This is a genomic window from Streptomyces sp. NBC_01233 (genome assembly GCF_035989305.1).
Taxonomy (GTDB): domain Bacteria; phylum Actinomycetota; class Actinomycetes; order Streptomycetales; family Streptomycetaceae; genus Streptomyces.
In genome coordinates, this window is record NZ_CP108514.1 from 8,655,895 (window position 1) to 8,680,058 (window position 24,164).

Sequence of the window (24,164 nt, forward strand, 5' to 3'; positions counted from 1 at the left end):
GGAGTACGCCGTGCCCTCGCACACCTTCACCGTCAACGGGCAGAGCGTCACCGTGGACGCGCCCGACGATCTGCCCCTCCTGTGGGTGCTCCGCGACATGCTGGGCGTCCGCGGGCCCAAGTACGGCTGCGGGGTGGACGTCTGCAAGGCCTGCACCAGCCACCTCGACGGCGCCGACGTCCGCCCGTGCGTGGTGCCCGTCTCCGCGTGTGCGGGCAGGGCGGTGACCACCATCGAGGGGCTGGCGAACGGGGACGACCTGCACCCGGTCCAGGAGGCCTGGCTCGAGCAGGACGTCGCCCAGTGCGGCTTCTGCCAGCCCGGCCAGATCATGGCCGCCGTCGCCCTGCTCAAGCGCACCAGCGAGCCCACGGACGAGGACATCGACGCCATCGCCAACATCTGCCGCTGCGGTACCTACTTCCGCATCCGCGAGGCCATCCGCAGCGCGGCCGCCAAGATGTGAGCGGCGGCGGACCCCGGTCTTCCCCCGTGGATGCCGGGACCCGGCCGCCCGCGGCCAAACCTAGGCGGTCCGGCGCCCGTTGGCAGGGTTCGTTGTGCACAGTGACCGGTCGAGACGGGTATCACAGCGCACAGTGGGCGATGGATGCTTGAATGCGCCGGTGTCCCGGTCCGACGACGTCCTCAAGCTGCACCGGCTCGCCCACTCCGGTGGGTCGGCCGCCCTGTTGGAGTGGCTCTCCGCCCGCCTCGGCGGATGGACCGGGGTGGTGGACGCCGAACACGGGCGGGGGCCGGAGGCCGCGGTGCGGGGAGCTGCCGAACTGACCGCCCGGGGCGTACGGTCGGCCGTCCTGCACGCCCCCGGCTCCGCCACGCTGCTGTTCGCGCTGGACGGCGGGCGCGCGCTGGCCGCCGTACTGGAGCAGCCGCACCCCGCCGCCGCCATCCTGCTCGCGGACGCCGCCGCACCGCTCGCCCTCGTCCTGCGCGCCGAGGAGGCCGCCGGGCGGGAGGAGCGGGCCGCGCTCGCCGAGTCGCGGGCCCGCGAGGCGGTGCTGCACCTGCTGATGAACGGCCGGCTCTCCACCGCCCACCAGATCGCCGAGGCGCTGGGGCCCTCGCTGCCCGAGCCGATGCGGATGTACGTCGTCGAATGCCGCACCGGTCAGCGCGCCGAAGTGACCCGGCTGTGCGAGGAACTGACGGACGGCCGGGCCTGGATCGTGCGCTGCCCGGTCTACGTACGCCACCTCATCGTGCTCGTCCCGGCCGACCGGGCGGCGGTGTCCGCCGGGCACGACCCCCTCGCGGATGCGCTGGTCGCGGTCGCCCCGGACTGCACGGTCGGGGTCAGCGGGGAGCTGCGCCTGCGCGAGGCCCCGGCCGCCTACGGCCAGGCCTTCCACGCCCTGGCCGTCGCCCGGGAGCGGGACGAGCGGCACGCCCGCTTCGGGCCCGGCCCCGAGCTGGCCCTCGCCGCCCACGAGGCCGGAGCCGGCTGGGCGGAGGCCCTGCTCGCGCCCCTGCACGCGTACGAGCCCCGGCGCCCCCAGGACCCCGGCGGACAGGAACTGCGCGCCACCGCCCACGCCTGGCTGAACTTCTCCTCGCACGCCACCCGGCTGCTGAAGATCCACCGCAACACCCTCGCCGCCAGGCTCCGGCTGGTCGAGGCGCTGCTCGGGCTGGACCTCGCACGTCTCGGGGACCAGGCGGCGCTCTCGCTGGCGTTGCGGCTCACCCCGGGCGCGCGGCCGGCGAACGGTGCGCCCGCGGCGGCCGCCCCCGGTCTCGACGCGGTGCTGCGCGATCCGCGCGTGACCGCCTGGGCCCGTGCCCAGCTGAGCGCGCTGAGCGGGCCGGACGCCCCTTCGGGCGCGCGCGCCACGGTCGGCGCCTGGCTGGCGCACGACGCCCAACTCGCTCCGGCGGCAGCGGCGCTGGGCGTCTCCGTCCCGGGCGCCCGCAAACGGCTGACCCGCATCGAGGTCCTGCTGGAGCGCTCCCTGCTCCAGTCCCCGAGCGCCCGGTACGACCTCTGGCTGGCATACCGGGCGGAGAGGCTCAGAGGGTGACACAAGCCGCAGAAGGGGTGATCGGCGAAGGGAATCGATGATCATGCCCCAATGAGGCGAATCAATGCGAAACGCGTGCTGGTCGGTGAACCCCTCGACACCGCACGCCTGGGCGAGACCCTGCTGCCCAAACGGCTCGCCCTGCCGATCTTCTGCAGCGACCCGCTCTCCTCGGTGGCCTACGCCACCGAGGAGATCCTGCTGATCCTGGCCCTCGGCGGCGTCGCACTGCTCCACGTCACCTGGTACGCGGCCGCCGCCATCGTCTTCCTGCTCGTGGTGGTCGTCGCCTCCTACCGGCAGACCTGTCACGCGTACCCCGGCGGGGGCGGCGCGTACGTCGTCAGCGCGGAGAACCTCGGGCAGACCGCCGCGCTCACCGCCGCGAGCGCCCTGCTCGTCGACTACGTGATGACCGTCGCGGTCTCCGTCGTCTCCGGTGTCTCCGCCATCACCTCCGCCATTCCCTCGCTGAACGACCACGAAGTGGCCCTGTCGGTCGCCTTCGTGGTACTGCTGACGCTGATGAACCTGCGCGGCGTACGGGAGTCGGGCCGCCTCTTCGCCATTCCCACCTACGGCTTCGTCCTCGTCATCTACCTGATGTTCGCCGTCGCCGCCGTACGCCTCGCGACCGGCGACACCATCCGCGCCGAGTCCGCCCACCTGTCGATCACCGCGGAAGGCACCTAGGCCATCGGCTACGCGCAGGGGCTGCGCCCCGACACCCTGACGGCGGTCACCGTCGCCGCGGACGAGGGGGAGGCGGCCCAGCTGCGGGAGACCTGGGCGGCGCACGATTTGGGCCTGCCCCTGAAGATCCTGCACTCGCCGTACCGCGAGGTGGTGGGCCCGATCATGGCGCACGTCCAGGAACTGGCCGCGGACTCCGGCACGGACGTGCTGTCGGTGGTGATCCCGGAGTTCGTCGTGGGCCACTGGTGGGAACAGCCGCTGCACAACCAGAACGCCCTGCGGCTGAAGGCGCGGCTGCTGTTCACGCCGGGCGTCGCGGTGATCGACGTGCCGTACCTGCTGGAGTCGGCGAAACCCGCGCAGCCCGTGCGGCAGGAGGGGTAGGCGGTGCCCCGGCGGCGTGCTGGGCCGCTGCGTGCCGGCCCGCGGCGGCGTGCTGGGCCGCGGCGTGCTGGACCACCGCCGCGTGCGCCAGAGCCAGTTCCACCACGTGCCGCGGGTCGGTGAGGGAGCGGCCGGTGAGCTGCTCCAGGCGGCGCAGCCGGTTGGAGACGGTGTTGCGGTGGCAGTACAGCCGCTGCGCCGCGTACGTGGTCGAGCCCTGGCAGGCGAGCCAGGTGCCGAGGGTGGTCATCAGGGTGCGCCGGTCCTCGACGGGCAGCGCGAGCACCGGACCCAGCACCACCTGCCGCAGCCGGGCGGCGAGTTCGGCCTCGGCGGCGACCAGCGCCGCCGGCAGCCGCTCGTCCAGCAGCGCCGTGCGCGGACCTCCGGACTCGGGAGCCGTGCGCAGCGCCAGGGCCGCCAGCCGGTGCGCCCCGGCCAGTTCGGCCGCCGCGCCGACGACCGGGCTGACCCCGGCGCGCAGACCGAGCGGCGCGAGCAGCTCCCGTACGGAGTCCAGCGGATGGTGGCCCAGCTCCACCAGGCCGATCTCCCCGTCGCCGCGGACCCGCCACAGCACGCGCGGAGCGGGGGCGTTGCCCTGGCCCGGGGCCGGACCGGCGGACGGGCCGGCGGACAGGCCCTCGCCGCCGGACCCCACCACGACCACCGCGAACCGGCCCCGCTCCGGCAGGCCCAGCCGCGCCGCGGCCTCCGCGGCCGTCGGCCCGCCGCCGTCGGCCGCCCCGTCCAGCAGGACGTCCAGCAGGGCTGCCCGACGCTCCCGGTCACGGTCGGCGCGCGCGGCCTCGGTGCGGCGGTACGACTCGGTGACGGCGTCCGTCATCTGGTCCAGTACGTCCCATAGCGCGGTCGCGCCCGGCAGCAGACGGGGCAGCGCCGCCCGGTCGTGCGCGGCGACGGCCTCGGTGAGGGTCTGCCAGAGCACCCGGCCGCCGCGGCGGTAGGTGCGCAGCAGGGAGGCGAGCGGCAGCCCCTGTTCGGCCCGCAGCGCGCCCGTGGCCCGGGCGTCGGCGAGCTCGACCGGCAGGCCCCGCGAGCTGCGGACCAGCCCCTCGACGGCCTGGCGCAGGTGGTGCTGGATCCGCTCGCGCAGCTCGGCCCGGCCGAGCAGGGCGGCGTAGGCGGGATCCTCCGTCAGCGTCCGGTCGGCGAGCCGGTCCGCCGCGACGGCGATCCGGCGGGACAGGTCCTCGCGTATCTCCTCGATGATCCGCTCCATGACGGGCAGCCTGACACGGGGGAGGGGACGGTGGGGAGAGCCCGGGGCGGGCGCATCCGCTACCGTGAGCGAAGCACTGCACTTGCAGTGATCAATCGATGTGCCTCACGCGATGTGCCGCACCCAGCCCCAGGGATCGCCCATGCGCCAGAATCCGCAGCGCCGCGCCGCGCTGCTCGACGCCGCCATCGAAGTCCTTGCGCGCGAGGGCTCGCGCGGCCTGACGCTGCGCGCGGTGGACGCCGAGGCGGGTGTGCCCACGGGCACCGCCTCGAACTACTTCGCCAACCGGGCCCAGCTGCTCGTGCAGATCCTGCACCGCACCCGTGAGCGGCTGACGCCGGACCCGGCGGACCTGGCCGGCCCGCCGGACACCGAGGTGCTGCTGACCCGGCTCCTGGAGCGGATGCGGCGCGAGCGCAGCGTGCACATCGCGATGCTGGAGCTGCGGCTGGAGGGCACCCGGCGCCCCGAACTCCAGGCGGAGCTGGCCGGTTTCCAGGGCGAGGAGCTGGAGGCGAACATCGCCTGGCACATGGAGGCCGGCCTGCCCGGGGACCGGCAGGGCGTGGTCCTGCTGTACCTCGCGATGCTGGGCCTGATCGTGGACGACCTGACCGCGCCGGCGATGCTGGAGGCCCACCCGGCGGAGGGGCTCATCGAGACGATGGTCGAGCGCCTCCTCCCGGAGCGGTCCGCGGAGTGACTATCGTGCCGGTGAGGGAGCACCGGCATCGCGGGGGAGACCGTGGGGAGTGCAGGGATGGCGCACATGGCCGAGGGCGGAGCCGGCGCGGCCGGTGGAATCCAGTGGCTGGCCGACTGGGACGGATGGTTCGTCGGCCTGACCTTCGCCCGGGGCATCGGCCCCGACGAACTCGCCGCGCGGCTCGGCGCGGTACCGGGGGTCCAGCCCGGGCCGCTGGGCGCGCTGGACGCCTGGAGCATGGTCACGGAGACGGTTGACGGGGACGGCGTGGCCCGGGTTGGCCGGTGGGGCGACTGGTCCTTCGCCGTGGAACACGGGCTGCCGGCCGGCGCGGAGCGGCTCGCCGAGGTCTCCCGGGGCGGCGTCGAGGCCGTCCACCTCGACCCCCAGCCCGACCATCCGCCCAAGCAGTTCGCGTATGCGCGGGGCGGCGAACTGGTGTGCTGCTTCGGCCTCGGCGAGGAATGCTGGCGCGGCGGCCACCAGCCGGACTTCCTGCTTCCGGAGCTGATCGCGGCCAAGATACTCGCGCCGGACGGCGCGTGCGCCCGCCCCGAGGAGGAACCGTTCGAGGGCCGCGACCGCCACACCCTCGCCGTCCTGGAACACCGCTTCGGGCTGTCCCTGCCGCGCCACCTGATCGAGGACACCCCGCTCCCGGCGTACGTGACCTGCACGCGCTAGCGGAACCGACCGACAGGTATCCGGTGATCTTATGCTCAGGTTTACGCGAGTCCGCTGGTTTTGCGGCCGGTGAGCGACTTTGATGGGTTTGCCAGGCCTCGTACCGAGCAGGGGGACTCATCATGGGTACCGACCACAGTCAGAAGGGCAGCGCGCCCACCCTGATCGGTTCCGTGCAGCGCGCGCTGCGCCTCGTGGAAGCGATGTACGCCGAAGGCGGGGCGACGGCCAAACGGCTCGCCCGGGTCACCGGGATCCCGCTGCCCACGGTTTACCACCTCCTGCGGACCCTCAGCCACGAGGGGTACGTCCAGCGCGAAGGCGGCTCGTTCCGTCTCGCGGACGATCTTCCGCTCGCTTCGTGATCAAATATCGACGCGTTCCGGCCAAGGTCTCACGTGCGTCATGGCATGTTCCAGCGGAAAATGCCAGAACGCCCTTTCGTACTGTGGAAGTTGAGTAAGTTCCCTCCTGTCGCGCCGTACGACCGTGCAAACAGCACGTCCGGCCGGGAGGGGAGCCCGCGTGCCCGGGATCGACGAATGCCTGCTCGAAGCCATGGCCCTGCCTGGTGCGCGGGGGGCCGCGCTGGTCGACTGGAGCAGCGGACTGGCCCTCGGCACCGCCGGGGAGTCGCCCGTGGGCGACCACGAGACCACCGCCGCCGAGACCGCCGAGCTGGCCCGGGCGGCCGCCGAGTACGAGTCCTTCGCCACTCCGGCGTCGGGCGATGATACGGCCGGACCGCCCGTCGAGGACCTGATCGTCACGACCCGCTCCGGCTACCACGTCCTGCGCTTCGTCGACACGAGCTTCGACAGCAGCGTCTTCCTGCACCTGTGGCTCGACCGAGCCGACGGCAACCTCGCCCTCGCCCGCCACAGACTCAGGGCCCTGGCCGAAGGGCTGGTGCTCAGATGACCACCCCGGCCACGGCCGCGAACGCCTTCGCCGCCGTCTCCCCCCTGCTCACCCGGCTCGCCGCGGAGCGCGCCACCGGCGCCCTGCTCCGCGACCGCGGCACCCTCTTCCTGGAGGAGGGGCGCATCGTGCACGCGGAGAGTCCGGCCACCCCCGGCCTCGACGTCCTGCTCACCACCGGCGGCGGCCTCGCCCCCGAGCGCTGGCGCGAGGCCGTGGACCGGGCCGGCGCCCGCCGCCAGGTCGCCCGCTTCCTCGTGGACAGCGGCGGGCTCTCCGGCGGGGAGCTGGAGATCTGCCACATCGCCGCCATATTCGACGCCGCGTTCTTCGCGCTGTCCCCGGGCAGCGGGCCCTCCCGGTTCCGGCGCGGGGCCACCCACTGGATCGGCTCGGTCCGCTCCGTCCCGGCCGCCGCCGTCGAGCGGGAGACGCTCCGCCGCTGTGAACTGCTCGACGCGGTCTGGCCGTACCCGCTGCTGGACACCGCCCCCGTGGTGCCCCGGGCGGCCTCGCCCGGCCAGACGGTCAGCGCCCGGCAGCGGATCCTGCTGCGCGAGGCCGACGGCGTGCGCACCCCGGCGGACCTCGCGTGGGTGCTCGGCAGGCCCGCCTTCCACACCCTGCTCGACGTGCGGCGCCTCGCGGCGGCCGGACTGGTCGAGACCCCGCGCACCCCGGCTCCGCCCCCCGTCGAGGCACCCCTGCCCGACTGGATGACCCAGGCCCAATCCCCGGACGTGGCGCTGCTCCGCCGCTTACGCGACGCACTGGAGGCAAGCCTGTGAGGCTCCCGCTGCGACCGGCCCTGCGCGCCGACCGCTCCGAGCGGAGGCAGCCCGAAAGGAGAAAGCCCGACATGAGTACGGTGCCCCCCGAGGCGGAGGCCGAGATACTCGCCGAGCTCCGCAGGCTGCGGGCCCGGGTACCCCAGCTCACCGGTGCGCTCGCAGCGAGCGCCGACGGCTTCGTCCTGGCCCAGGACAGCGCCGCCGCCGAGGCCGAATCCGTCGCGGCCCTGACCGCGGCCGCCCTCGGGGTGGCCCAGCGGCTGAGCGACAGCACCGGGCAGGGCGCGTTCCGCGAGCTGCTGGTGCGGGGCGAGGACGGATACGTGGCCACCTACGCGGCGGGCATGGCGGCCGTCCTCACCCTGACCGCGGAGCCCCGCGTCAACGTCGGGCGCCTCCACCTGGAGGCCCGGCGCTCCAGCCTCCGGATAGCCGAACTGATCGACCACATCCTCGGGCGGCGCGGCTCCGGCCTTCCGCCCCTTCCCCCGCTGCCGCCCGCTCCGCCCGCTCTGCCCGCCTGACCCCGTACGACGGCCCCAGGCCGCACCGGAACCACGTACGACCACAACGAACGACAAAACAAACGAGGAAAGAGGAACCCCTCATGGCAAACGTCGAGACCACGCTCAAGGAAGCCACCACCACCATCGAAGGCGCGCTCGGCGCCGCCCTTGTCGACTACGGCAGCGGCATGGCCCTCGGGACCGTCGGCGGCGGAAAGGACCTCGACCTCACGGTCGCGGCCGCCGGCAACACGGACGTGGTCCGTGCCAAGGTCCGCACGATGGAGATGCTCGGCCTCAAGGACGAGATCGAGGACATCCTCATCACCCTGGGCAGCCAGTACCACCTGATCCGTCTGCTGAAGGGCCGGGGCACCTCGGGCTTCTTCCTCTACCTCGCCCTCGACAAGGGCCGGGCCAACCTCGCGATGGCCCGCCACCAGCTGAAGAAGATCGAGGCCGACCTGGAGGTCTGACCCGGGACCGCGACGTCGAGGTGGCGGGCGGCTTAAATCTTTGCCGTCCGCCCCGGCGATCAGCCGTGGTATGCCCGATAAGGGAGGAGTTCATGATTCTGCTACCTAGTAGGATGCTGTGAGCAGCTGATCATCGGTAAAGCACAAAACGCTGGAGAACCCGCCACCCATGCCCCCGCGCCTGAGCATCGTCGTCCCCGTCTACAACGTCGAGCTCTACCTCGACGAGTGCCTGGAATCCATCGCCGCTCAGACCTTCGGCGACTTCGAGGCCATCCTCGTGGACGACGGCTCCACGGACACCAGCGCCGTCATAGCCAAGGCCTTCGCCGCCCGGGACAAGCGGTTCCGCGTCGTGATGCAGGAGAACGCCGGACTCGGCGCCGCCCGGAACGTGGGCGCCCGCCACGCCCACCCGGACAGCGAGTACCTGGCCTTCGTCGACAGCGACGACACCATGCCCGACTACGCGTATCAGCGGATGATCGACGCCCTCGACGAGACGGGCTCGGACTTCGCCGGAGGCAACGTCAAGCGCTTCCGCTCGGTCGGCATGCAGCAGTCGTGGGGCCACCGGGCCGCCTTCGCCAAGACCCAGCTGAAGACCCACATCTCCAAGTTCCCGGCGCTGGTCACCGACCGCACCGCGTGGAACAAGGTCTACCGGCGCACCTTCTGGGACGAGCACGGCTTCCAGTACCCGGAGGGCATCCTCTACGAGGACGCCCCGGTCAGCATCCCCGCGCACTACTTCGCGTCCAGCGTCGACATCATCAGCGACTGCGTCTACCACTGGCGCGTCCGCGAGACCGGCGAGCGCTCCATCACCCAGCGCTCCACCGACCCGATCTCCCTGATCGACCGCGTGAAGTCCGTCCGCCTGGTCCGCGAGTCCCTCAAGGCCAAGCAGGGCGCCAAGTACGTCCGCTACCTGCGCGACTACGACTACAACGTGCTGAGCGAGGAACTCCCGCTCATCTACAAGTACGTTGCCGAAGGCGGCGCCGACTTCCGCGCCGCGTTCGTCAAGGAGGTCGGCGGCCTGGTCCGCGAGATCGGCACCGGCCCCTGGCCCGACCTGACCGTCGCCGACCGGCTCAAGGCGTACCTGGCCGGCGAAGGCCGCGTCGAGGACTTCATCGCACTCCTGCACCACCAGCGCGACTACCACTACAGCGTGCCGGTCAAGGGCCTCGCCCGCCCGCAGGCGGACTACCCCTTCCTGCAGGGCCGCCCGCCGGTCCCCGCCAAGGTCCTCACCCTCGGCACGCGCGAGCGCCGCGTCGTCAGCCGCCTGGAGCAGGCGGCCTGGGCCGACGGCAAGCTGCTGCTGCGCGGCTACGCCCTCCCCGGCCACCTCGGCGCGGAGAGCCGCCTCGGCTCGCGCAAGATGCTGGTCTTCCGCGAGGGCGGCAAGCGCCGGCGCTCCGTGGTCAGCGCCCGTACGGTCGCCTCCCCGATGGCCACCGTGAAGTCCCCGCACCTCGCCCTGCGGCACGCCGACTGGGCCGGCTTCACCGCCGTCGTTGACCCCTCGATCTTCCAGTCGGGCGGCAAGTGGCGCGACGGAATATGGACCACGTCCATCGCCGTCACCGGGGCCGGCGGTCTGCACCGCGCCCGCCTGCGCGGCGGCGAGCACGACACCGGCCAGAACCCGCCCCCGCAGTGGGTGGCCCCCGACGTCCGGATCGTCCCGGCCGTCTCCGGTGCCCTCACCATCCAGGTCGAGGTCGTCAGCGCCCGCGCCCTGGACGCCCACCCCGCCGGTGACGACGCCGTCGAGATCACCGGCGAGCTCTCCGCCGAGGTCGGTGCCGCGTCCGCACTGCGGGCCGTCCACGTCACCACCGGCGCCGTCCTCAGCTTCCCGCTGGAGACCGCCGCGGCCCGATCCGGCCGCGTCCCCTTCACCGCGCGCGTCGCGCTGGCCGAGCTGGCCGCCGTACCGGACGCCGAGGTCGAGCCCGGCGAGTGGGCCCCCGAGCCCTGGAGCCTCTCCGTGATCGGCGCCGACGGCACCGAGCACCGCCTGGTCCACGACGAGCGGGGCGGCTTCAACGGCCTGGTCCTGCCCCTGCCCGGCGAGGCCACCGGCCGCTCCCTCTTCGCCAAGCGCGGCAACACCGGACACCTGACCCTCTCGGTACAGCCTTCCCCGCCGCTGGTGGACGAGGTCACGGCCGAGGACGGCACCGTGACCCTGCGGGGCCGGTTCGTGGCGCCCACCGACGAGCCGTACGAGCTCGTCCTGCACAACGCGCACGGCGTCGAGTTCAGCTACCCGCTCACCCGTGACGGGGACGCCTTCGAGACCACCTTCCAGCCCGTGCTCCCCGAGGCGTACGCCGGGCGGACCACGCTCCCCGAGGGCCGCTGGTGGCCCACGCTGCGCCCGGTCGCCCAGGCCGGAACCACCGCGGGCCTGCTCGGCGTCGACCGCGGCGCTCCCGTGCAGATGGGCCCCGGCCTGCTCTTCGCCGGCCCGCACCCCTTCAGCACGCAGGGCCGCCGGATGCGGGTCGAGACCCGCTTCCACGACCGCATGGTGCTGGTCGCCGACCCGCTGCTGAGCCCGCACGACCGCTCCAACTTCGCCCAGCGCGTCGCCCGTTTCGAGACCTACCCGGCGCAGCGCGCCCTGCCGGTCAAGGACATGGTCGTCTACGACACCTTCCAGGGGAACGGCGCCGGCGACTCGCCGCGCGCCATCCACGAGGAACTGCTGCGCCGCGGCGAGAAGCTGGAGCACATCTGGCTGGTCCGCGACGGCCGCGCCGAGGTTCCGGCGACCGCCCGCGCCGTGCAGTACGGCAGCGTGGAGTCGTGGGACGTGCTGGCCCGCGCCCGCTACTACGTGACCAACGACAACGTGCCCCGGCTCTTCCAGCGCCGCGCCGGCCAGGTCGTCGTACAGACGTGGCACGGCACGCCGATCAAGCAGATCGGGCACGACTTCGTGCACGACTACTACACGAGCCCGGAGATCCTGGAGGGGCTGGAGCACGACAGTGCCCAGTGGTCCCTGCTGGCCTCCCCGAGCTCCTACGCCACGCCGATCCTCAAGCGCGCCCTCGGCTACGACGGCGAGGTCATCGAGGCCGGCAGCCCGCGTACGGACGCACTCGTACGGCCCGACGCCGAGCGGATCGCGGAAGTCCGGCGGCGGCTCGGCCTGCCCGAGGGCAAGAAGGTCGTCCTCTACATGCCGACGTGGCGTGAGAACTGCGAGGGCTGGTCGGGCGGCTACAAGCTCGACCTGCGGATCGACCTGGAGCAGGCCCGCCGTGAGCTGGGCGAGGACCACGTCCTGCTGGTCCGCGGCCACCACCACGTGACCGAGCAGGTCCGCGAGGGCGTCCGCGACGGCTTCGTCGTCGACGTGTCCCGCTGGCCCGACGCCGCCGACCTGCTGCTGGTCGCCGACGTGCTGATCTCGGACTACTCCTCCGCGATCTTCGACTTCGCGCACACCGACCGGCCGATCCTGCTCTTCACGTACGACCTGGCGCACTACCGCGGCACGCTGCGCGGCTTCAACTTCGACCTGGAGGAGAAGGCGCCCGGCCCGCTGCTGGCGGACTCGGCGAGCCTGATCGAGGCCGTGCGCAACGCCGACGAGGTCGGGGCGCAGTACGCCGAGGCGCGTGCTGCGTTCCGCGAGGAGTTCTGCGACCTGGACGACGGCAACGCCACCGCGCGCGTCGTCGACCGCATGCTCGCCATGGGTGCGGCGCCCGCGAAGTAAGCCGTACGGGCGAAAAACCCGGCCGAAACAGACCGGCCCCGGGCCCACCGATGAATTTCGGGCCCGGGGCCGGTCTGTATGTGAGGAACGGTATCCACCGTCCACGCACCGGCCCGGAGGCAGAGATGAGCGGCAACGGTTTCACCACGTGTCTGTGGTTCGACGGCGACGCGGAAGCGGCGGCCGAGTACTACGTGTCCGTGTTCAAGGACGGCAGGATCGGCCGGATCGCGCGCTACACGGCGGCGAACCCGGGGTCGGAGGGCTCGGTGATGACCGTCGAGTTCGAGATCAACGGGCAGAAGTTCGTCGGCCTCAACGGCGGACCGCAGTTCCCCTTCACCGAGGCGATCTCCTTCATGATCAACTGCGCCGACGAGCCCGAGGCGGACTACTACTACGACACGCTGACCAAGGACGGCGGCCAGGAGTCCGCCTGCGGCTGGGTCAAGGACAGGTTCGGGGTGTCCTGGCAGGTCGTCCCGCCCGGCGCCGTCGACCTGGTCAGCGACCCGGACCCGGAGCGGGCCGCCCGGGCCGTGGCCGCCATGATGAAGATGAAGAAGCTGGACGTGGCGGAGATGCGCCGGGCGGCCGACGCGGCCTGAAGGCGAAGCTGGTGAAGGTGGTGGGGGAGCGGGGCGGGAACGGTCCGGGCGGTGGCCGTCCGTGGTGCCTGCCGCTGCCCGACCGGGTCCTGCTGGTGGCCGTCCGCTACCGCACGAACCTCACGATGCGGCAGCTCGCCCCGCTCCTCGGGATCCGCCGCTGAGTAAGCCAGTTCACCCCACGCAGGCTTCGAGGGTCCGGTGCCTGCACTGGAACGTCGGGTGGACCAGGCCGACTTCGATCGGCATGGGCTTCCCGGCCTTCCCGTCCACCACCGTCTGGCAGCTGTGGCCGGATGTGCCGAGCATGGGGACCAGCACGGCCTTCGGGATGTTGCTGCAGCGCACGAGGTCGGGCCCGCCGTAGTCGTTGTAGACCTGGTTGGCGGCACCGTCACGAGTGAGGATGCCCTTGCGGGGTTCGGCGCTCCACTGCACCGGCCTTCCGTATGCGTCCGACGCTGCGCCCACGATGACGTCCCACTCGACCTCCAGGCCCTCGAACGTGCTCACGCACACGGCCTTGGCGCCGTCCTTCAACACGAGGTCGGCAGGGCACCGGCCGGTGGTCTCCCCGTCGGTGTTGGCCATGTCGAGGGTCTTCCCGCGCAAGCCGGCGGCAACGACCTCGTGGAAGACGGCCCCGGGCTGCGCCCACGGGATCGGCAGGTCGGACGGCTGCCGGACCGGATCGGCGACGGCCTGGGGCAGTTCCGGGAAGGAGTAGTCCTGCGCGGTGTCGTCCTTCGCACCGGCCCCGCAGGCCGTGAGGAACAGGCCCAGGCCCCCTATCGCCGCGATGATCCTCTTCCTGTGCATGCCTGAACCCTAGTCGGCCGCCAGCCCACGCTCGGCGGTCCTGCGGCGGCCGCAGGGGGCCTGGCCTGCACTTCGGGCAAGCGCCCTCCCCCTGCTCTCCGAGCCGACGGCATGTCCGGCCCTGTGCGGGGCCCGGGATGCGGCCAGGTCGCACGGGTCCGACCTCCTCGCACGCTTCGGTCCGCAAGATCGGCCAACCGGACGCTCGGCCACGAGTCAGTGTCAACGGCGCACCCGATAGCGCAGGTGAAGCACCCGGTTGCCCTGAATCACCACGTCAGGATCCTCCAACAGGTGCTGCGCGTGGACCGACCCGAAGAAGCGCTTGCCGGACCCGAACACGACGGGTACGACGTCCATGCGCACCTCGTCGATCAGGCCCGCGGCAAGCACCTGGCCACCGACGTCGCCAGCGGCGACCTCGACCATGCGGTCACCCGCAAGCTCCTGCGCCTTGGCCACGGCTGCCTCGACGCCGTCGACGAAGTGAAACGGCGCCTCGGGGTCCCAGCCCTCGGGCATCGGCCGGTGTGACACGACGACCACGTGGTCGATCCCGCCCGGAGGCTTCCCGTCCCAGCCGTCCGTCAGGTCGAAGACGTGGCGGCCGACGATCGTGACTCCGATCTGGTCCCAGTACGGCCGGGTGTAGTCGTATGACGTCTGCGACACGTTCAGCTCGCCGCTCTCGTCCAACGGGACGTCACCGCTGGACAACCAGTCGAACAGTGGTCCGGGCTGGTCATTCTCGTCCGCGACGAAGCCGTCCACCGACACCGAGCTGTACATGACCACCGTGCCCACGGGGCTCTCCTCTGCTTTGGGGTGCCCCAAATTAGCGTGTCGTGAGCTGTCGCTCTTGTAAGAAATCAATTGGCCGGCAGCGGCCAGCCGTCCAGCGCGTGGGCGTGGTGACCACGCAGCCGTCGGCGTACTCGGCCGTCTCGATGTCGGTGCCGGCGCGGATGCGGAACGGCGCCCCGAGGTTGACGATGAGCAGCGCCGACGGCATCGGCGGCAGCGTCAGCCGGGCGTACGGCGGCGCACCCTCCAGGTATCCCGCAGCCGTCCGACCGGATCGGCCACCGCCAAGGGCGAGGCCGTCACGGCGGCCGGCCGCCCGGTTTCGACCGCGAGGCTCACAAGCAGCGGAACACCGTCCAACGCTGCATCAACCGCCTCAAGCAGCGGCGCGGCCTGGCCACACGAACCGACGAACCCGCCATCGCCTACCAGGCGGCACTCCACGTCGTCGGCATGCTCATCCGGACCCGGCACTGACCCAAGAGACAGGACCCGGGCGGCCTGAGCGTGCCGTCGCGGGATCGCCGTCCCTGGCCCCGCCCTCCCCGGCTGGGCAGGGCCAGGAAGCGGGTGGCTAGATCCAATACCAGTGACTTAAGGATCTCGGCTGGTAGGGTGTTGGCCAGGAGGTGTCTGGATGCCACGCCCTGGACAGGTCAAGCCGGAGACGGACGAGCGGTTGTCGGATCGGATCGCGATCGGACTGCTGACGCGGACGTTCCCGCCGGAGCTGGTGGACCGGGTCGTGGAGGAATCCGGGAAGGCCGGGCAGCGCAACCGGCTGCTGCCTCCACGGGTGGTCGTCTACTTCGTGCTGGCGATGTGCTTGTTCTCCGGTCAGGGCTACGAAGAGGTCGCACGGCTGCTCACTCAGGGTCTGGCCTGGGCCAAGCACTGGTCGGGTTCGTGGCAGGTGCCTACGCCCGGTGCGGTTTCCCGGGCCCGGGCCAGGCTCGGGCCCGAGCCGCTCAAGGCTCTCTTCGAGCAGTCCGCCGGGCCTGTGGCGACCGAGTCCACTCCCGGTGCGTGGTACGGGTGTTGGCGTCTGATGGCGGTCGACGGGACCACGTTCGACGTGCCGGACAGTGAGGAGAACGACGCCCGGTTCGGTCGTCCCGCCACCCACCGGGGCGAGCGGACCGCGTTCCCGCAGGTGCGGGTGGTGGCGCTGGCGGAGTGCGGCACGCACGCCATCACCCGCGCGGCTCTGGGGCCGTTCACCACCGCGGAGTCCGTGATCGCGCGGGAGCTGTTCGACGCCCTTGGACCGGATGACCTGCTGATGGCCGACCGGGGCTTCGCCGGGCTGGAGCAGTGGCGAGCGGCATCGGCCGGCGGTGCGGACCTGCTCTGGCGCATCAAGTCCAACGCCGTCCTGCCCGTGCGGCGCGAGCTCCCCGACGGGTCCTACCTCTCCGACATCGTGGCGGCCAAGGACCACCGCAAACGCACCGATCCCACCGTGGTGCGGGTCATCGAGTACACCCTGGACGACCCCGGACGCCCGCAGCACGACGCCCCGTACCGGCTGATCACCACCATCCTCGACCACGAAGCCGCACCCGCGGCGGAGTTGGCGGCCCTCTACAACGAGCGATGGGAGATCGAGACCACACTGGACGAGCTGAAGACCCACCAACGCGGCCCCGCCCAGGTCCTGCGCTCCCGATCGCCCGACGGCGTCGAACAGGAGGTCTGGGCCCACCTCCTCGTCCATCACGCGATCCGCCAGCTCATGCACACCGCCGCCCGGGACACCGACACCGATACCGACCGGCTTTCCTTCACCCGCACCCTCCGCCTCGCCCGACGCCAGGTCACCGCGCAGGCGGCCTTTTCCCCTGACCGCCTGGCCACAGCCCTCACCGACGGGATACGAGAGATAGCCCGTCACCTCCTGCCACCGCGACGACAGCGGTCGAACGCCCGCGTCGTCAAACGCAAGATGTCCAACTTCGGCGTCAAGCGCACCGCACACCGGCTCTGGCCACAGCCGACACTCGACCCAGCCCGAGCCGTGGCCATCGCCCCACACCACAAAACGGCCCCGACCAACCCACCGAAGACCCCAGGCACCCCGGACCCTTAAATCACTGGTATTGTGGCTAGATCCGTACTTCGCGGGTGGCTGAGTCAGGTGGAGTTGGTGTCTGGCCGTGTCCGGTCCGGGGGTGGCTGTGTTGATCCGGGTGTGACGAAGTCTTCCCGGTCCCCACGGCTGCGGACGGTGCGCCCGCGCATGGAATGTGTGGTCACCTCCGTGGTGGAGAAGCGTCTGGGCGCTCTGCCTGTCGCTGCCGAGTTTCTGCGCCGGCTTGATGTGGCCGGGACCGTCGACCGGCTGTGCCCGGGCCGCGACATCGCCCATGTGACGCACGGCCAGGTCATCGAGGTGCTGGTGGCCAACCGGCTGACCGCACCCGCACCCCTGTGGCGGGTGGACCGCTGGGCCCGGGAGTGGGCGGTGGAAGAAGTATTCGGAATTGAGGCGGAACTGCTCAACGACGACCGTCTGGGCCGGGCCCTGGACGCCATCGCCCCGCGGCTGAGAGAGCTCACCGACAGCATCGGGGCCCAGGCGATCGGCGAGTTCGGCATCGATGTGTCCACGTTCCACTGGGACATGACATCCATGTCGCTCTACGGCGCCTACCCGGCCGATGACCAGGACGAGGAGTATCCCCGCATCAGACACGGCCATCCCAAGGACCGCCGCTACGACCTCAAGCAGATCCAGACCGGCCTGGCGGTGACCGGCGACGGCGGTATCCCCCTGCTGTCCCGCGTCATCGACGGCGGAGCCGCGGAGATCTCCCAGATCACCGGCACCATGAACGCTCTGCGCGCGATGGCCGGACCGAAGAAGTTCCTGCTGATCGCCGACTCCAAGCTGATCTCATACGGCAACGTCACCGCCCTGATCGGGGCCGGGACCGATTTCATCGCCCCGGCCCCCGCTTCCAGGGTCGACGACGCCGTCTACGCCGCCCTCGACCTCGAGACGGCCACCGTCGTGGACTACACCCCCGCCCGCGACGAGAACACCCCCGCCGCAGCGCGTGAGACCTACCGGGTCCTGGAAGACATCCACCTTGTGACCGGGCCCCGCAAGAGCGATCCCCCGCTCCAGGTACGCCGGATCCTGGTGCACTCCACCGGCAACGCCAAAGGCCAGCAGCGGGCCCGCGAGAAACGCCTGGCCAAGGCCCGCGAAGACCTCGACAAGCTCCAGCACTCTGCCGGCGGCCGCTACTACAGCACCGCAGAGAAGATCGCCGCACGCCTCGGCGTGATCACCCGCACCCGCCGGGTCTCCGGCTGCCTGCACACCGAGATCACCACCGACGAAACCGGACGGCCCGCCCTGTCCTGGCACTTCGATCAGGACGTGCTCCAGGCCGAAGCCGCCGTCGACGGCTGGTACGCGCTGCTGGCCACCCTCACCCCCGAACAGGCCGATCCCGGCGAAGTACTACGCCGCCACAAAGGCCAGGGCACCGTCGAGCGCCGATACAGCGACTTCAAGGGCCCCCTGGCCGTCACCCCTGTCTTCGTGCAGGACAACAAACGCGTCGCCGCACTGATCACAGTGATCTGCCTGGCCCTGCTGCTGTTCTGCCTGATCGAACGCCAGGTCCGCCGAGCCCTCGGCGGCGACCAGAAGATGCAGGGGCTCTACCCCGGCAACCAGAGGGTGCGGCCCACCGGCCGGATGATCCTCTACCACCTGTCCGACCTGCGGCTACGGGTCGGCAGCGCCACCGACCCACCCGTCATCGCCATCACCCGGGGCATCCAGCTCCACCTCCTCGACCTCCTCGGCCTGGAACCCACACATCCCCGCTGGCCAGAGACCTGAACGAACTACCCGCGAAGTACAGAGCTAGAAGATCACTGAAAATCTGGGTTCTGGCCTCGCGTGTGCTGACGCGGGGCCAGACTGCTGTGTATGCAGGGGGAATGGGATGGCGAGAGCGTCGGCGAGGACGTGTGGGAGACCTGCCGGGAGTTGATCCCGGCCGGGGGTGTGTTCGCGTTCCTGGCCGAGCACCGCGGGGTGCTGTTCCCCGGGTCGATGTTCGCGGACATGTACCCGTCCACGAACGGGCGGCCGTCGCTGCCGCCGCAGGTCCTGGCCGTGACGGTGGTGCTGCAGAGCCTGCACGGGCTCTCCGACTTCGAGGTCGTTCAGGAACTGCGCTGTGACCTGCGGTGGAAGGCCGCCTGCGGGCTCGGCTTGCACGACACTGCGTTCGATCCGTCCCTTCTGACCTACTTCCGCCGCCGCCTGCAGCGCTCCAGTGACCCGAACCGGCTGTTCCACAAGGTCAGAGAGGTCATCGCGGCCACCGGCGTCCTCAAAGGCAAGCAGCGCCGTGCCCTGGACTCCACCGTGTTGGATGACGCGGTCGCCACCCAGGACACCGTCACCCAGCTCATCGCCGCGATCCGCAGGGTCATCCGCGAGGTCCCCCACGCCGAGCGGACCGCCGCGACCTGGTGCACCGCCCACGACTACACCGACCCCGGCAAGCCGAAGATCGCGTGGAACGACGAGCAGGCCCGCACCCGCCTGATCGACGCCCTGGTCACCGACGCACTGAACCTGCTGGGCCGCCTGCCCGAGCAGGAACTCGGGGAAGCCGCGGCGAACGCCGTCGGGCTGCTGGCCCTGGTCGCGGGCCAGGACGTGGAGCCCGCCGACGACTCCGACGGCCGCGACGGGCGCTGGCGCATCGCCCGGGGCACCGTCCGCGACCGCACCGTGTCCACGGTCGACCCCGAAGCCCGTCACATCCACAAGAACCGGACCCGCCACCAGGAAGGATTCCGCGCCCACGTGGCCTTCGAGCCCGAGGCGGGAGTGTTCACCGAGGTCGCGCTGACCGCCGGCAGCGGGGCCGGCAACCACGAGGCAGCCGTCGCCCGCGACCTCCTCGCCGACGAGGACGCGCCGGTCACCGCCCTGGGCGATGCCGCCTACGGCACCGGCGACCTGCGCGAACACCTCCAGGACCTGGGCCACGACCTGGTCCTGAAGCCCCCACCGCTCAAACCGGCGGTCCCCGGCGGGTTCACCGCCGATGAGTTCACCGTCGACACCGAACAGGGACACGTCACCTGCCCCGCCGGACACACCGCACGGCTCGGCCGGCCACTGGCCAACGGCGCACGCCAGGCCCAGTTCAAGAAACTGTGCGCCACCTGCCCGCTCAAGGACCGCTGCACCCGCTCCAAGACCGGCCGTGTCTTCAGCGTCCACGCCCAGTACGACGACTCTGTTGCTGAATTCGTCAGCTGGTGAGTTGGTAGCTGAGGCGCTCGAGTCGGCTGGTGCGGGGCTGGTGTATTGGGCCGGTGGTCCACCAGGCGTCGAGGCGGACGATGTTGAGGGCGGTGGCGGAGAAGGCGTTTTGGAGGGTGGCTTTCGGCAGGCCGCGGTAGCGGGCCCGGCGGATGCCGGTGATGTCGAGGGCCTGGTTGACGGTGCCCTCGACGCCCGCGCGGAGGGCGTACTTGGTCCGCCAGGACTCGGTGTTCTGCTCGGCGCGGGCCGCGGTGGTGTGTTCGTGGAGTTCACGGGGGCGCAGGGTGAGCATGCGGGTGCCGCGGATCGAGTTGGTGCAGTTGACCTGGGTGGGGCAGGAGTGACAGTCGGCGCGGGCGAAGTCGATCACGATGGCGTCGCGGCCGTGCTGGGTGACCGGATACCAGCCGGCGCTGGTGGCACCCTGGGGGCAGCGGACCTGTCGGGTCTTCCAGTCGATGCGGAAGGCGCTCTTGTCGAAGCCCTCGGCGGCCTTGGCCTGGGGTGAGTGGTCGGCCAGGAGCGGGGTGATCATGGTGATGCCCCGGCGCGCGGCTTCCACGACCAGGTCGACGGAGGGATACCCGGAGTCGAGGTAGTGCTCGCCCGGTGCGACCTGCCGGGCGGCCAGGTTCCGCTGGATGGGCGCGGTGGCCTTGACGTCGGGAACCGTCGCCGTGGTGGTGTGCACATCGGTGATCAGCCGCGGCACACCCCTACCGGCTTCGGCTTCGGCTTCGGCTTCGGTGGGACTGTCGCAGGCCTCGGTGAGGTGGACCTTGTATCCCATCCAGAAAAGGTCTTCGCCCTTGGCCGACCAACGGGCGTCGGGGTCGTAAGGGGAGGCCAGGCGGATATGGCCGGGCGGGACGCCCTCGTCGTCGGCGTCCCGCTTCTTGACCACCTCCCGTCCCCGGGCATCGGTGCGAACGCTGTAGGTCTGCACGAGGACCTGCCGCATCAGGGCCACCGCGTCGATCTCGCGGACCCACCGCGGGGCATCGTCCGCCCAGGCGGCCCGGCACAAGGTCAGCGCGTCCTGGCCGAAGACCTGGGCGAGCCGGTCCCGCTTGGTCTTCGAGCGCGGCATCGTCCAGCTGTCGACGCGCGGTCCGTAGCGTTCGGCGAACTCGGCGACGTCGATCGCCCCGGCAAGCCAGGACGGCGCTGCGACGGCCAGGACCTCCAGCGCGGACCGCACACTCTCCCCGGCCAGTTCGGTGCGGTTCAGGTCGCGGACCGCGCTGATCACGTGGGTGGAGTCGGTGCGCTGTTTGCCGCCGGCCTTGATCAGCCCGGCCTCGCGGCAGTGCTCGACCAGCCGGTCGAAGACCGTCCGTTCCAGGCCGTGCCCGACCAGCCGGGCACGGAACTTCGACAGCGCGGAGAAGTCGAAGCCGGTATCGGACAACTCCTTGCCCAGCGCGTACTTCCACGACAGACGGTCCCGCGAGGCGTCCGCGGCCTGCCGATCGGTGAGGTTCTCCGTGAACTGCAGCACTGTCACCAGGGCGAGCAGAGCAGGGGACTGGGCGGGAGCCCCACGGTCGGGAAACGCATCGGTGAACAAGGCGTCGTCGAAGACCTCGGCGAGGTGGTCACGCAGACGCATCGGCAGGCTGGCACCAGGGAAAGCCGCGCGGGCCGTCCTGGCGGTCTCCTCAGGAACAGGCGGCAATCCCCCCGGTCGCATGGACACCGCACCTACCCCCTGCGGCCGGGGCAGACAGAACGACCGCACCAACGATCATGCCGAACCGCCCCGTACCCCCGCAGGCATTCAGCAACAGAGTCTACGACCTGCTCAAAGCCGCCCGCGACCAGGCCGCCACCGACCCCCACTGGCAGGCCGAGTACCGCCGATGGCGACCACCGGTCGAGCGTGCCATCGCCTGGCTCGTCGCCAAAGGCAACCGCCGCGTCCCCTACCGAGGCGTCATCAAGAACAACACCTGGCTCCACAACCGCGCCGCCGCCCTCAACCTCCGCCGCCTGATCAACCTCGGACTCACCCGCACAGGCGGCACCTGGACGATCACCCCGGCCACCGCATAACGCGAGGAGCCACCCAGCCCAACACCGGACGGCCCCTCGAACAAGATTTTCAGGAGCGTTCTAGAACCAGTTGACGGTGAGCGGGAACGCGGTGGTGACGGTGGTGCCGGTGCTGTCGGTGGCGGTCGCCGTGACCTGGACCGTGCCGCTGCCCCACGGCTTGCCGGAGATGCGTCCCGAGGCGGCGTCGACGGTCAGGCCCCAGGGCAGGCCGGTGGCCGCGTACCGGTAGGCGGGCTTGCCGCCGGTGGCGGTGAGCTGGATGGTGCAGGACTGGTTGAACTTGCAGGTCTGAGGGCCGGGGTTGGCCAGCTTCAGATCACCCGGAGTGGGGGTGGGGGTCGGCGTGGGGGCCGGTGTCGGGGTGGGCGTCGGGGTGGGCGTGGGGGTCGGGGTGGGTTCCGTCGAGGTGTCGAACACCTCTCTGATCGGCTGGACGTTGGCCGCGTTGCCCGCGTGCGTCGCCGTGCCGAAGAGGTCCTCGAAGGTCCGCAGCAGGTGGTGGTGGTTGAAGGCCGTGGCGTACTTGCCCGTCTTGACCTTCGCGCCGTGGAAGACCGTGGCGATCTGGTTGGAGCCGAGGTAGTTGTCCTCGTCCCAAGTGAGCACCAGAAGACTGTTGTTGGCCTTCGCCCACTGGGCGTAGGCGTCGATGTTGTTCCTCGTCCAGGTGTCCCCCGTGTTCACGGAGCACGAGTGCATGTCGTTGCACTGGTTGGGGACCACGAAGGAGAGGTTCGGCAGCGCCGCGAAGTTGTTCTGCGGGAACTGCGCCCATGTCTTGCCGGTGTTCAGCGGCACGTTCTTGAAGGCGAACCACGGGTTGTGCTTCTGCGCGTACTGGCCGTTCGTGCAGGCCGTGGACCCTTCGCTCGGCAGGTCCTCGTTGTACGTCGCGAAGGTCTTGCCCGCGGCGATCAGCTCCTGGCCGAGGTTCGGCGCGGTCATCGACTGCGGGGTGTAGCAGCCGTCGCCCGTGATGCCCTGGGTGGCGCCGGAGAAGAGGTTGAAGTAGTTCGGCTGGCTGGGGTGGGTCAGCGCCTTCATGCCGGTCAGGCTCGCGCCGCCGTTCGCCAGCTGGTTGACGTACGGAGCGTTCGCGCTGCCGATGATCTCCCCGTACTGCTTGTTCTCGTACACGACGACCACCACGTGGTCGTACGTCGGCAGCGCGGCCGCGGCCGCCGCCGGCGCGGCCGAACCGCCCTCCGCGGCCTGCGAGTTGGCCACGGTGAAGGCGCCCAGCAGGCCGAGCGCGCCGAGCCCGGCCACGAGCGCCGACCAGCGGGCCCGGCGTCTCATCTCGGCCCTGGGCGAGGGTGAGGGGGTGGGCATGGGTGTTTCCTCCCTGTCGTGGGTCCAGCGACCCGGTGTCAGTCCTCGCGCCGCGCCGCACCGGCCACGGCGATGTTCAGGAAGCGCGGTACGGGCCGCCCCCGGCCGCGGAAGTCCTCCGCGACCGCGGCCCGCACCGCCGTCAGTCGTGCCTCGGGCAGCAGCACCAGCACGCTCCGCCCCGGCCGCGGCCCGGGCTGCCACGCACTCAGCGCACCGGCCCGCCGGGCACAGGACACCGCCCGCGCCAGCTCCCGCGACCGGTCCGCGGCCTCGCCCCGGACGGCGACCAGCACCAGTCGGGCCCCCGAGGCCGCCGGGTCGAAGGGCACGTACCGCTGTCGCCGCCGGGGTTGCGGACCCACCAGCAGGGCCCGGCCGGGCCGGGCGAAGAGCACCGCCCGGCGCAGCCCGTCGTCCCCGTCCGGCAGCGCACCGGCCAGCAGCCGGGCCAGGTCCGCGCGGTCCGGCCGCTCACCCGCCGCCGCGTGCACGTCGGCCACCGCCAGCGCCACCGCGCACTCGGCGGGCTCCGCCGTGGCCAGGCCGGCGGCCCCCGTGAGCGAACCCTGCACGTGCAGGTCCGTTCCGCCGCGGCCGTGACCGGCACGGGCCAGCTCCCGCAGCACGGTGTACGGCCGCACGGCCCAGTCGGGTGCGGCGGGAGGCGGCCCGGACAGCGTCAGCGGCAGATCGCAGCTGTCCGTGGGGTGGGCGAGGGAGCTGAGCCGCACCAGACCGTCGGTGCGCGGGGCCGCGGCAGCAGCCGTGGGCCAGCCGGCCGCCGCGACCAGCCCGGGCGAGCCCAGGTGGAAGGCGTACGGCGCGCTCCACACGGCGGCGGGGGGCCGCCCGTGCGCGGCCTCCAGCGCGTAGGCGACGAGCCGGAACAACGGATCGGCGGTGGCCCGCCTGGCCAGGTCGCCTCCGGCGGGGTCAGCCGAGTCGCCTCCGGCAGGGCCTGGGGCCTCCGTCCCGTCCGGGCGGAAACCGGGGCTCCGCCCCGGACCCCGCGCCTCGAACTCCCCCGGACTC

Annotated in this window: 22 protein-coding genes and 4 pseudogenes; 19 read left to right on the top strand and 7 right to left on the bottom strand. The window is 71.7% G+C overall.

All coding sequences use genetic code 11. The features are described from left to right. Positions 1–10: 10 nt before the first annotated feature. The 4 genes from OG332_RS40370 to OG332_RS48010 all read left to right on the top strand — a co-directional run bounded on the left by OG332_RS40370 (position 11) and on the right by OG332_RS48010 (position 3,122). The gene (locus tag OG332_RS40370; protein WP_327418106.1) at positions 11–466 is read left to right on the top strand and encodes a (2Fe-2S)-binding protein; all 456 of its coding nucleotides are present in this window, start codon (positions 11–13) and stop codon (positions 464–466) included. A 160-nt stretch (positions 467–626) separates the two neighbouring features. Then, positions 627–2,042 (top strand): PucR family transcriptional regulator, encoded by a 1,416-nt coding sequence (locus tag OG332_RS40375; protein WP_327418107.1) that lies wholly within the window; start codon positions 627–629, stop codon positions 2,040–2,042. Between the two features lie 51 nt (positions 2,043–2,093). Continuing rightward, positions 2,094–2,735, top strand: coding sequence for an amino acid permease (locus tag OG332_RS48005; RefSeq protein WP_442816285.1), 642 nt, complete (start codon positions 2,094–2,096; stop codon positions 2,733–2,735). Between the two features lie 108 nt (positions 2,736–2,843). Beyond that, a complete protein-coding gene (locus tag OG332_RS48010) occupies positions 2,844–3,122 on the top strand; it encodes a hypothetical protein (RefSeq protein ID WP_442816286.1) in 279 nt (92 codons plus the stop codon). On the opposite strand, the gene OG332_RS40385 is transcribed toward OG332_RS48010, so the two are convergent. Continuing rightward, positions 3,040–4,365, bottom strand: a complete 1,326-nt coding sequence (locus OG332_RS40385) for a PucR family transcriptional regulator (RefSeq protein WP_327418108.1) — start codon at positions 4,363–4,365, stop codon at positions 3,040–3,042. The genes OG332_RS48010 and OG332_RS40385 overlap by 83 nt on opposite strands. Before the next feature lie 142 nt (positions 4,366–4,507). Between OG332_RS40385 and OG332_RS40390 the strand changes: the two genes are divergently transcribed. From OG332_RS40390 to OG332_RS40435, 10 genes and pseudogenes are all read left to right on the top strand, one after another. Continuing rightward, entirely contained in the window at positions 4,508–5,071 is a 564-nt protein-coding gene (locus tag OG332_RS40390) for a TetR/AcrR family transcriptional regulator (RefSeq protein WP_327418109.1), read from the top strand. Positions 5,072–5,137: 66 nt separating this feature from the next. Next, positions 5,138–5,758: a DUF6461 domain-containing protein gene (locus tag OG332_RS40395; protein WP_327418110.1), complete on the top strand. Its 621-nt coding sequence runs from the start codon at positions 5,138–5,140 to the stop codon at positions 5,756–5,758. A gap of 122 nt (positions 5,759–5,880) precedes the next feature. Next, positions 5,881–6,123, top strand: a complete 243-nt coding sequence (locus OG332_RS40400; RefSeq protein ID WP_327418111.1) for a helix-turn-helix domain-containing protein — start codon at positions 5,881–5,883, stop codon at positions 6,121–6,123. 160 nt (positions 6,124–6,283) lie between these two features. Beyond that, on the top strand, positions 6,284–6,679 hold the full coding sequence (locus tag OG332_RS40405) for a hypothetical protein (protein ID WP_327418112.1): 396 nt from the start codon (positions 6,284–6,286) through the stop codon (positions 6,677–6,679). Then, positions 6,676–7,467 carry a transcriptional regulator gene (locus tag OG332_RS40410; protein WP_327418113.1) on the top strand — a complete coding sequence of 264 codons (792 nt, stop codon included), beginning with the start codon at positions 6,676–6,678 and terminating at the stop codon, positions 7,465–7,467. Before OG332_RS40405 ends, OG332_RS40410 begins: the two co-directional genes overlap by 4 nt. A 71-nt stretch (positions 7,468–7,538) precedes the next feature. Next, a complete protein-coding gene (locus OG332_RS40415; RefSeq protein ID WP_442816287.1) occupies positions 7,539–7,994 on the top strand; it encodes a roadblock/LC7 domain-containing protein in 456 nt (151 codons plus the stop codon). Positions 7,995–8,077: 83 nt separating this feature from the next. Further along, positions 8,078–8,452, top strand: a complete 375-nt coding sequence (locus OG332_RS40420; RefSeq protein ID WP_327418114.1) for a hypothetical protein — start codon at positions 8,078–8,080, stop codon at positions 8,450–8,452. A 169-nt stretch (positions 8,453–8,621) separates the two neighbouring features. Further along, positions 8,622–12,200, top strand: coding sequence for a bifunctional glycosyltransferase/CDP-glycerol:glycerophosphate glycerophosphotransferase (locus tag OG332_RS40425; protein ID WP_327418115.1), 3,579 nt, complete (start codon positions 8,622–8,624; stop codon positions 12,198–12,200). A gap of 125 nt (positions 12,201–12,325) precedes the next feature. Further along, entirely contained in the window at positions 12,326–12,808 is a 483-nt protein-coding gene (locus OG332_RS40430; RefSeq protein ID WP_327418116.1) for a VOC family protein, read from the top strand. After that, positions 12,805–12,969 (top strand): annotated as a pseudogene (locus tag OG332_RS40435) (transposase family protein); the annotation flags it as partial. The gene OG332_RS40430 and the pseudogene OG332_RS40435, both read left to right, overlap by 4 nt. A gap of 13 nt (positions 12,970–12,982) precedes the next feature. On the opposite strand, the gene OG332_RS40440 reads toward OG332_RS40435, so the two are convergent. From OG332_RS40440 to OG332_RS40450, 3 genes are all read right to left on the bottom strand, one after another. Beyond that, a complete protein-coding gene (locus tag OG332_RS40440) occupies positions 12,983–13,627 on the bottom strand; it encodes a hypothetical protein (protein ID WP_327418117.1) in 645 nt (214 codons plus the stop codon). Between the two features lie 222 nt (positions 13,628–13,849). Then, positions 13,850–14,431, bottom strand: a complete 582-nt coding sequence (locus OG332_RS40445; protein ID WP_327418118.1) for a dihydrofolate reductase family protein — start codon at positions 14,429–14,431, stop codon at positions 13,850–13,852. A 31-nt stretch (positions 14,432–14,462) separates the two neighbouring features. After that, positions 14,463–14,639, bottom strand: coding sequence for a hypothetical protein (locus OG332_RS40450; protein ID WP_327419591.1), 177 nt, complete (start codon positions 14,637–14,639; stop codon positions 14,463–14,465). A gap of 44 nt (positions 14,640–14,683) precedes the next feature. On the opposite strand from OG332_RS40450, the pseudogene OG332_RS40455 reads away from it, so the two are divergent. From OG332_RS40455 to OG332_RS40470, 4 genes and pseudogenes are all read left to right on the top strand, one after another. Beyond that, positions 14,684–14,908, top strand: a pseudogene (locus OG332_RS40455) (IS5/IS1182 family transposase); the annotation flags it as partial. A gap of 160 nt (positions 14,909–15,068) precedes the next feature. Then, positions 15,069–16,274: pseudogene (locus OG332_RS40460) on the top strand (IS4 family transposase); the annotation flags it as partial. A gap of 396 nt (positions 16,275–16,670) precedes the next feature. Next, positions 16,671–18,290: an IS1634 family transposase gene (locus OG332_RS40465; RefSeq protein WP_327412294.1), complete on the top strand. Its 1,620-nt coding sequence runs from the start codon at positions 16,671–16,673 to the stop codon at positions 18,288–18,290. A gap of 90 nt (positions 18,291–18,380) precedes the next feature. Further along, complete coding sequence (locus OG332_RS40470; protein WP_442816288.1) at positions 18,381–19,736, top strand: transposase; 1,356 nt, start codon at positions 18,381–18,383, stop codon at positions 19,734–19,736. On the opposite strand, the gene OG332_RS40475 is transcribed toward OG332_RS40470, so the two are convergent. Next, positions 19,726–21,432 carry an IS1182 family transposase gene (locus OG332_RS40475; RefSeq protein WP_327418119.1) on the bottom strand — a complete coding sequence of 569 codons (1,707 nt, stop codon included), beginning with the start codon at positions 21,430–21,432 and terminating at the stop codon, positions 19,726–19,728. The genes OG332_RS40470 and OG332_RS40475 overlap by 11 nt on opposite strands. Before the next feature lie 110 nt (positions 21,433–21,542). Here OG332_RS40475 and OG332_RS40480 point away from each other — a divergent pair. Continuing rightward, a pseudogene (locus OG332_RS40480) lies at positions 21,543–21,794 on the top strand (transposase); the annotation flags it as partial. Positions 21,795–21,854: 60 nt separating this feature from the next. Here the strand turns inward: OG332_RS40480 and OG332_RS40485 are convergent. Continuing rightward, positions 21,855–23,129 (bottom strand): alkaline phosphatase family protein, encoded by a 1,275-nt coding sequence (locus OG332_RS40485; protein ID WP_327418120.1) that lies wholly within the window; start codon positions 23,127–23,129, stop codon positions 21,855–21,857. A 38-nt stretch (positions 23,130–23,167) separates the two neighbouring features. Then, positions 23,168–24,022: a galactokinase gene (locus OG332_RS40490; RefSeq protein ID WP_327418121.1), complete on the bottom strand. Its 855-nt coding sequence runs from the start codon at positions 24,020–24,022 to the stop codon at positions 23,168–23,170. Positions 24,023–24,164 lie beyond the last annotated feature (142 nt).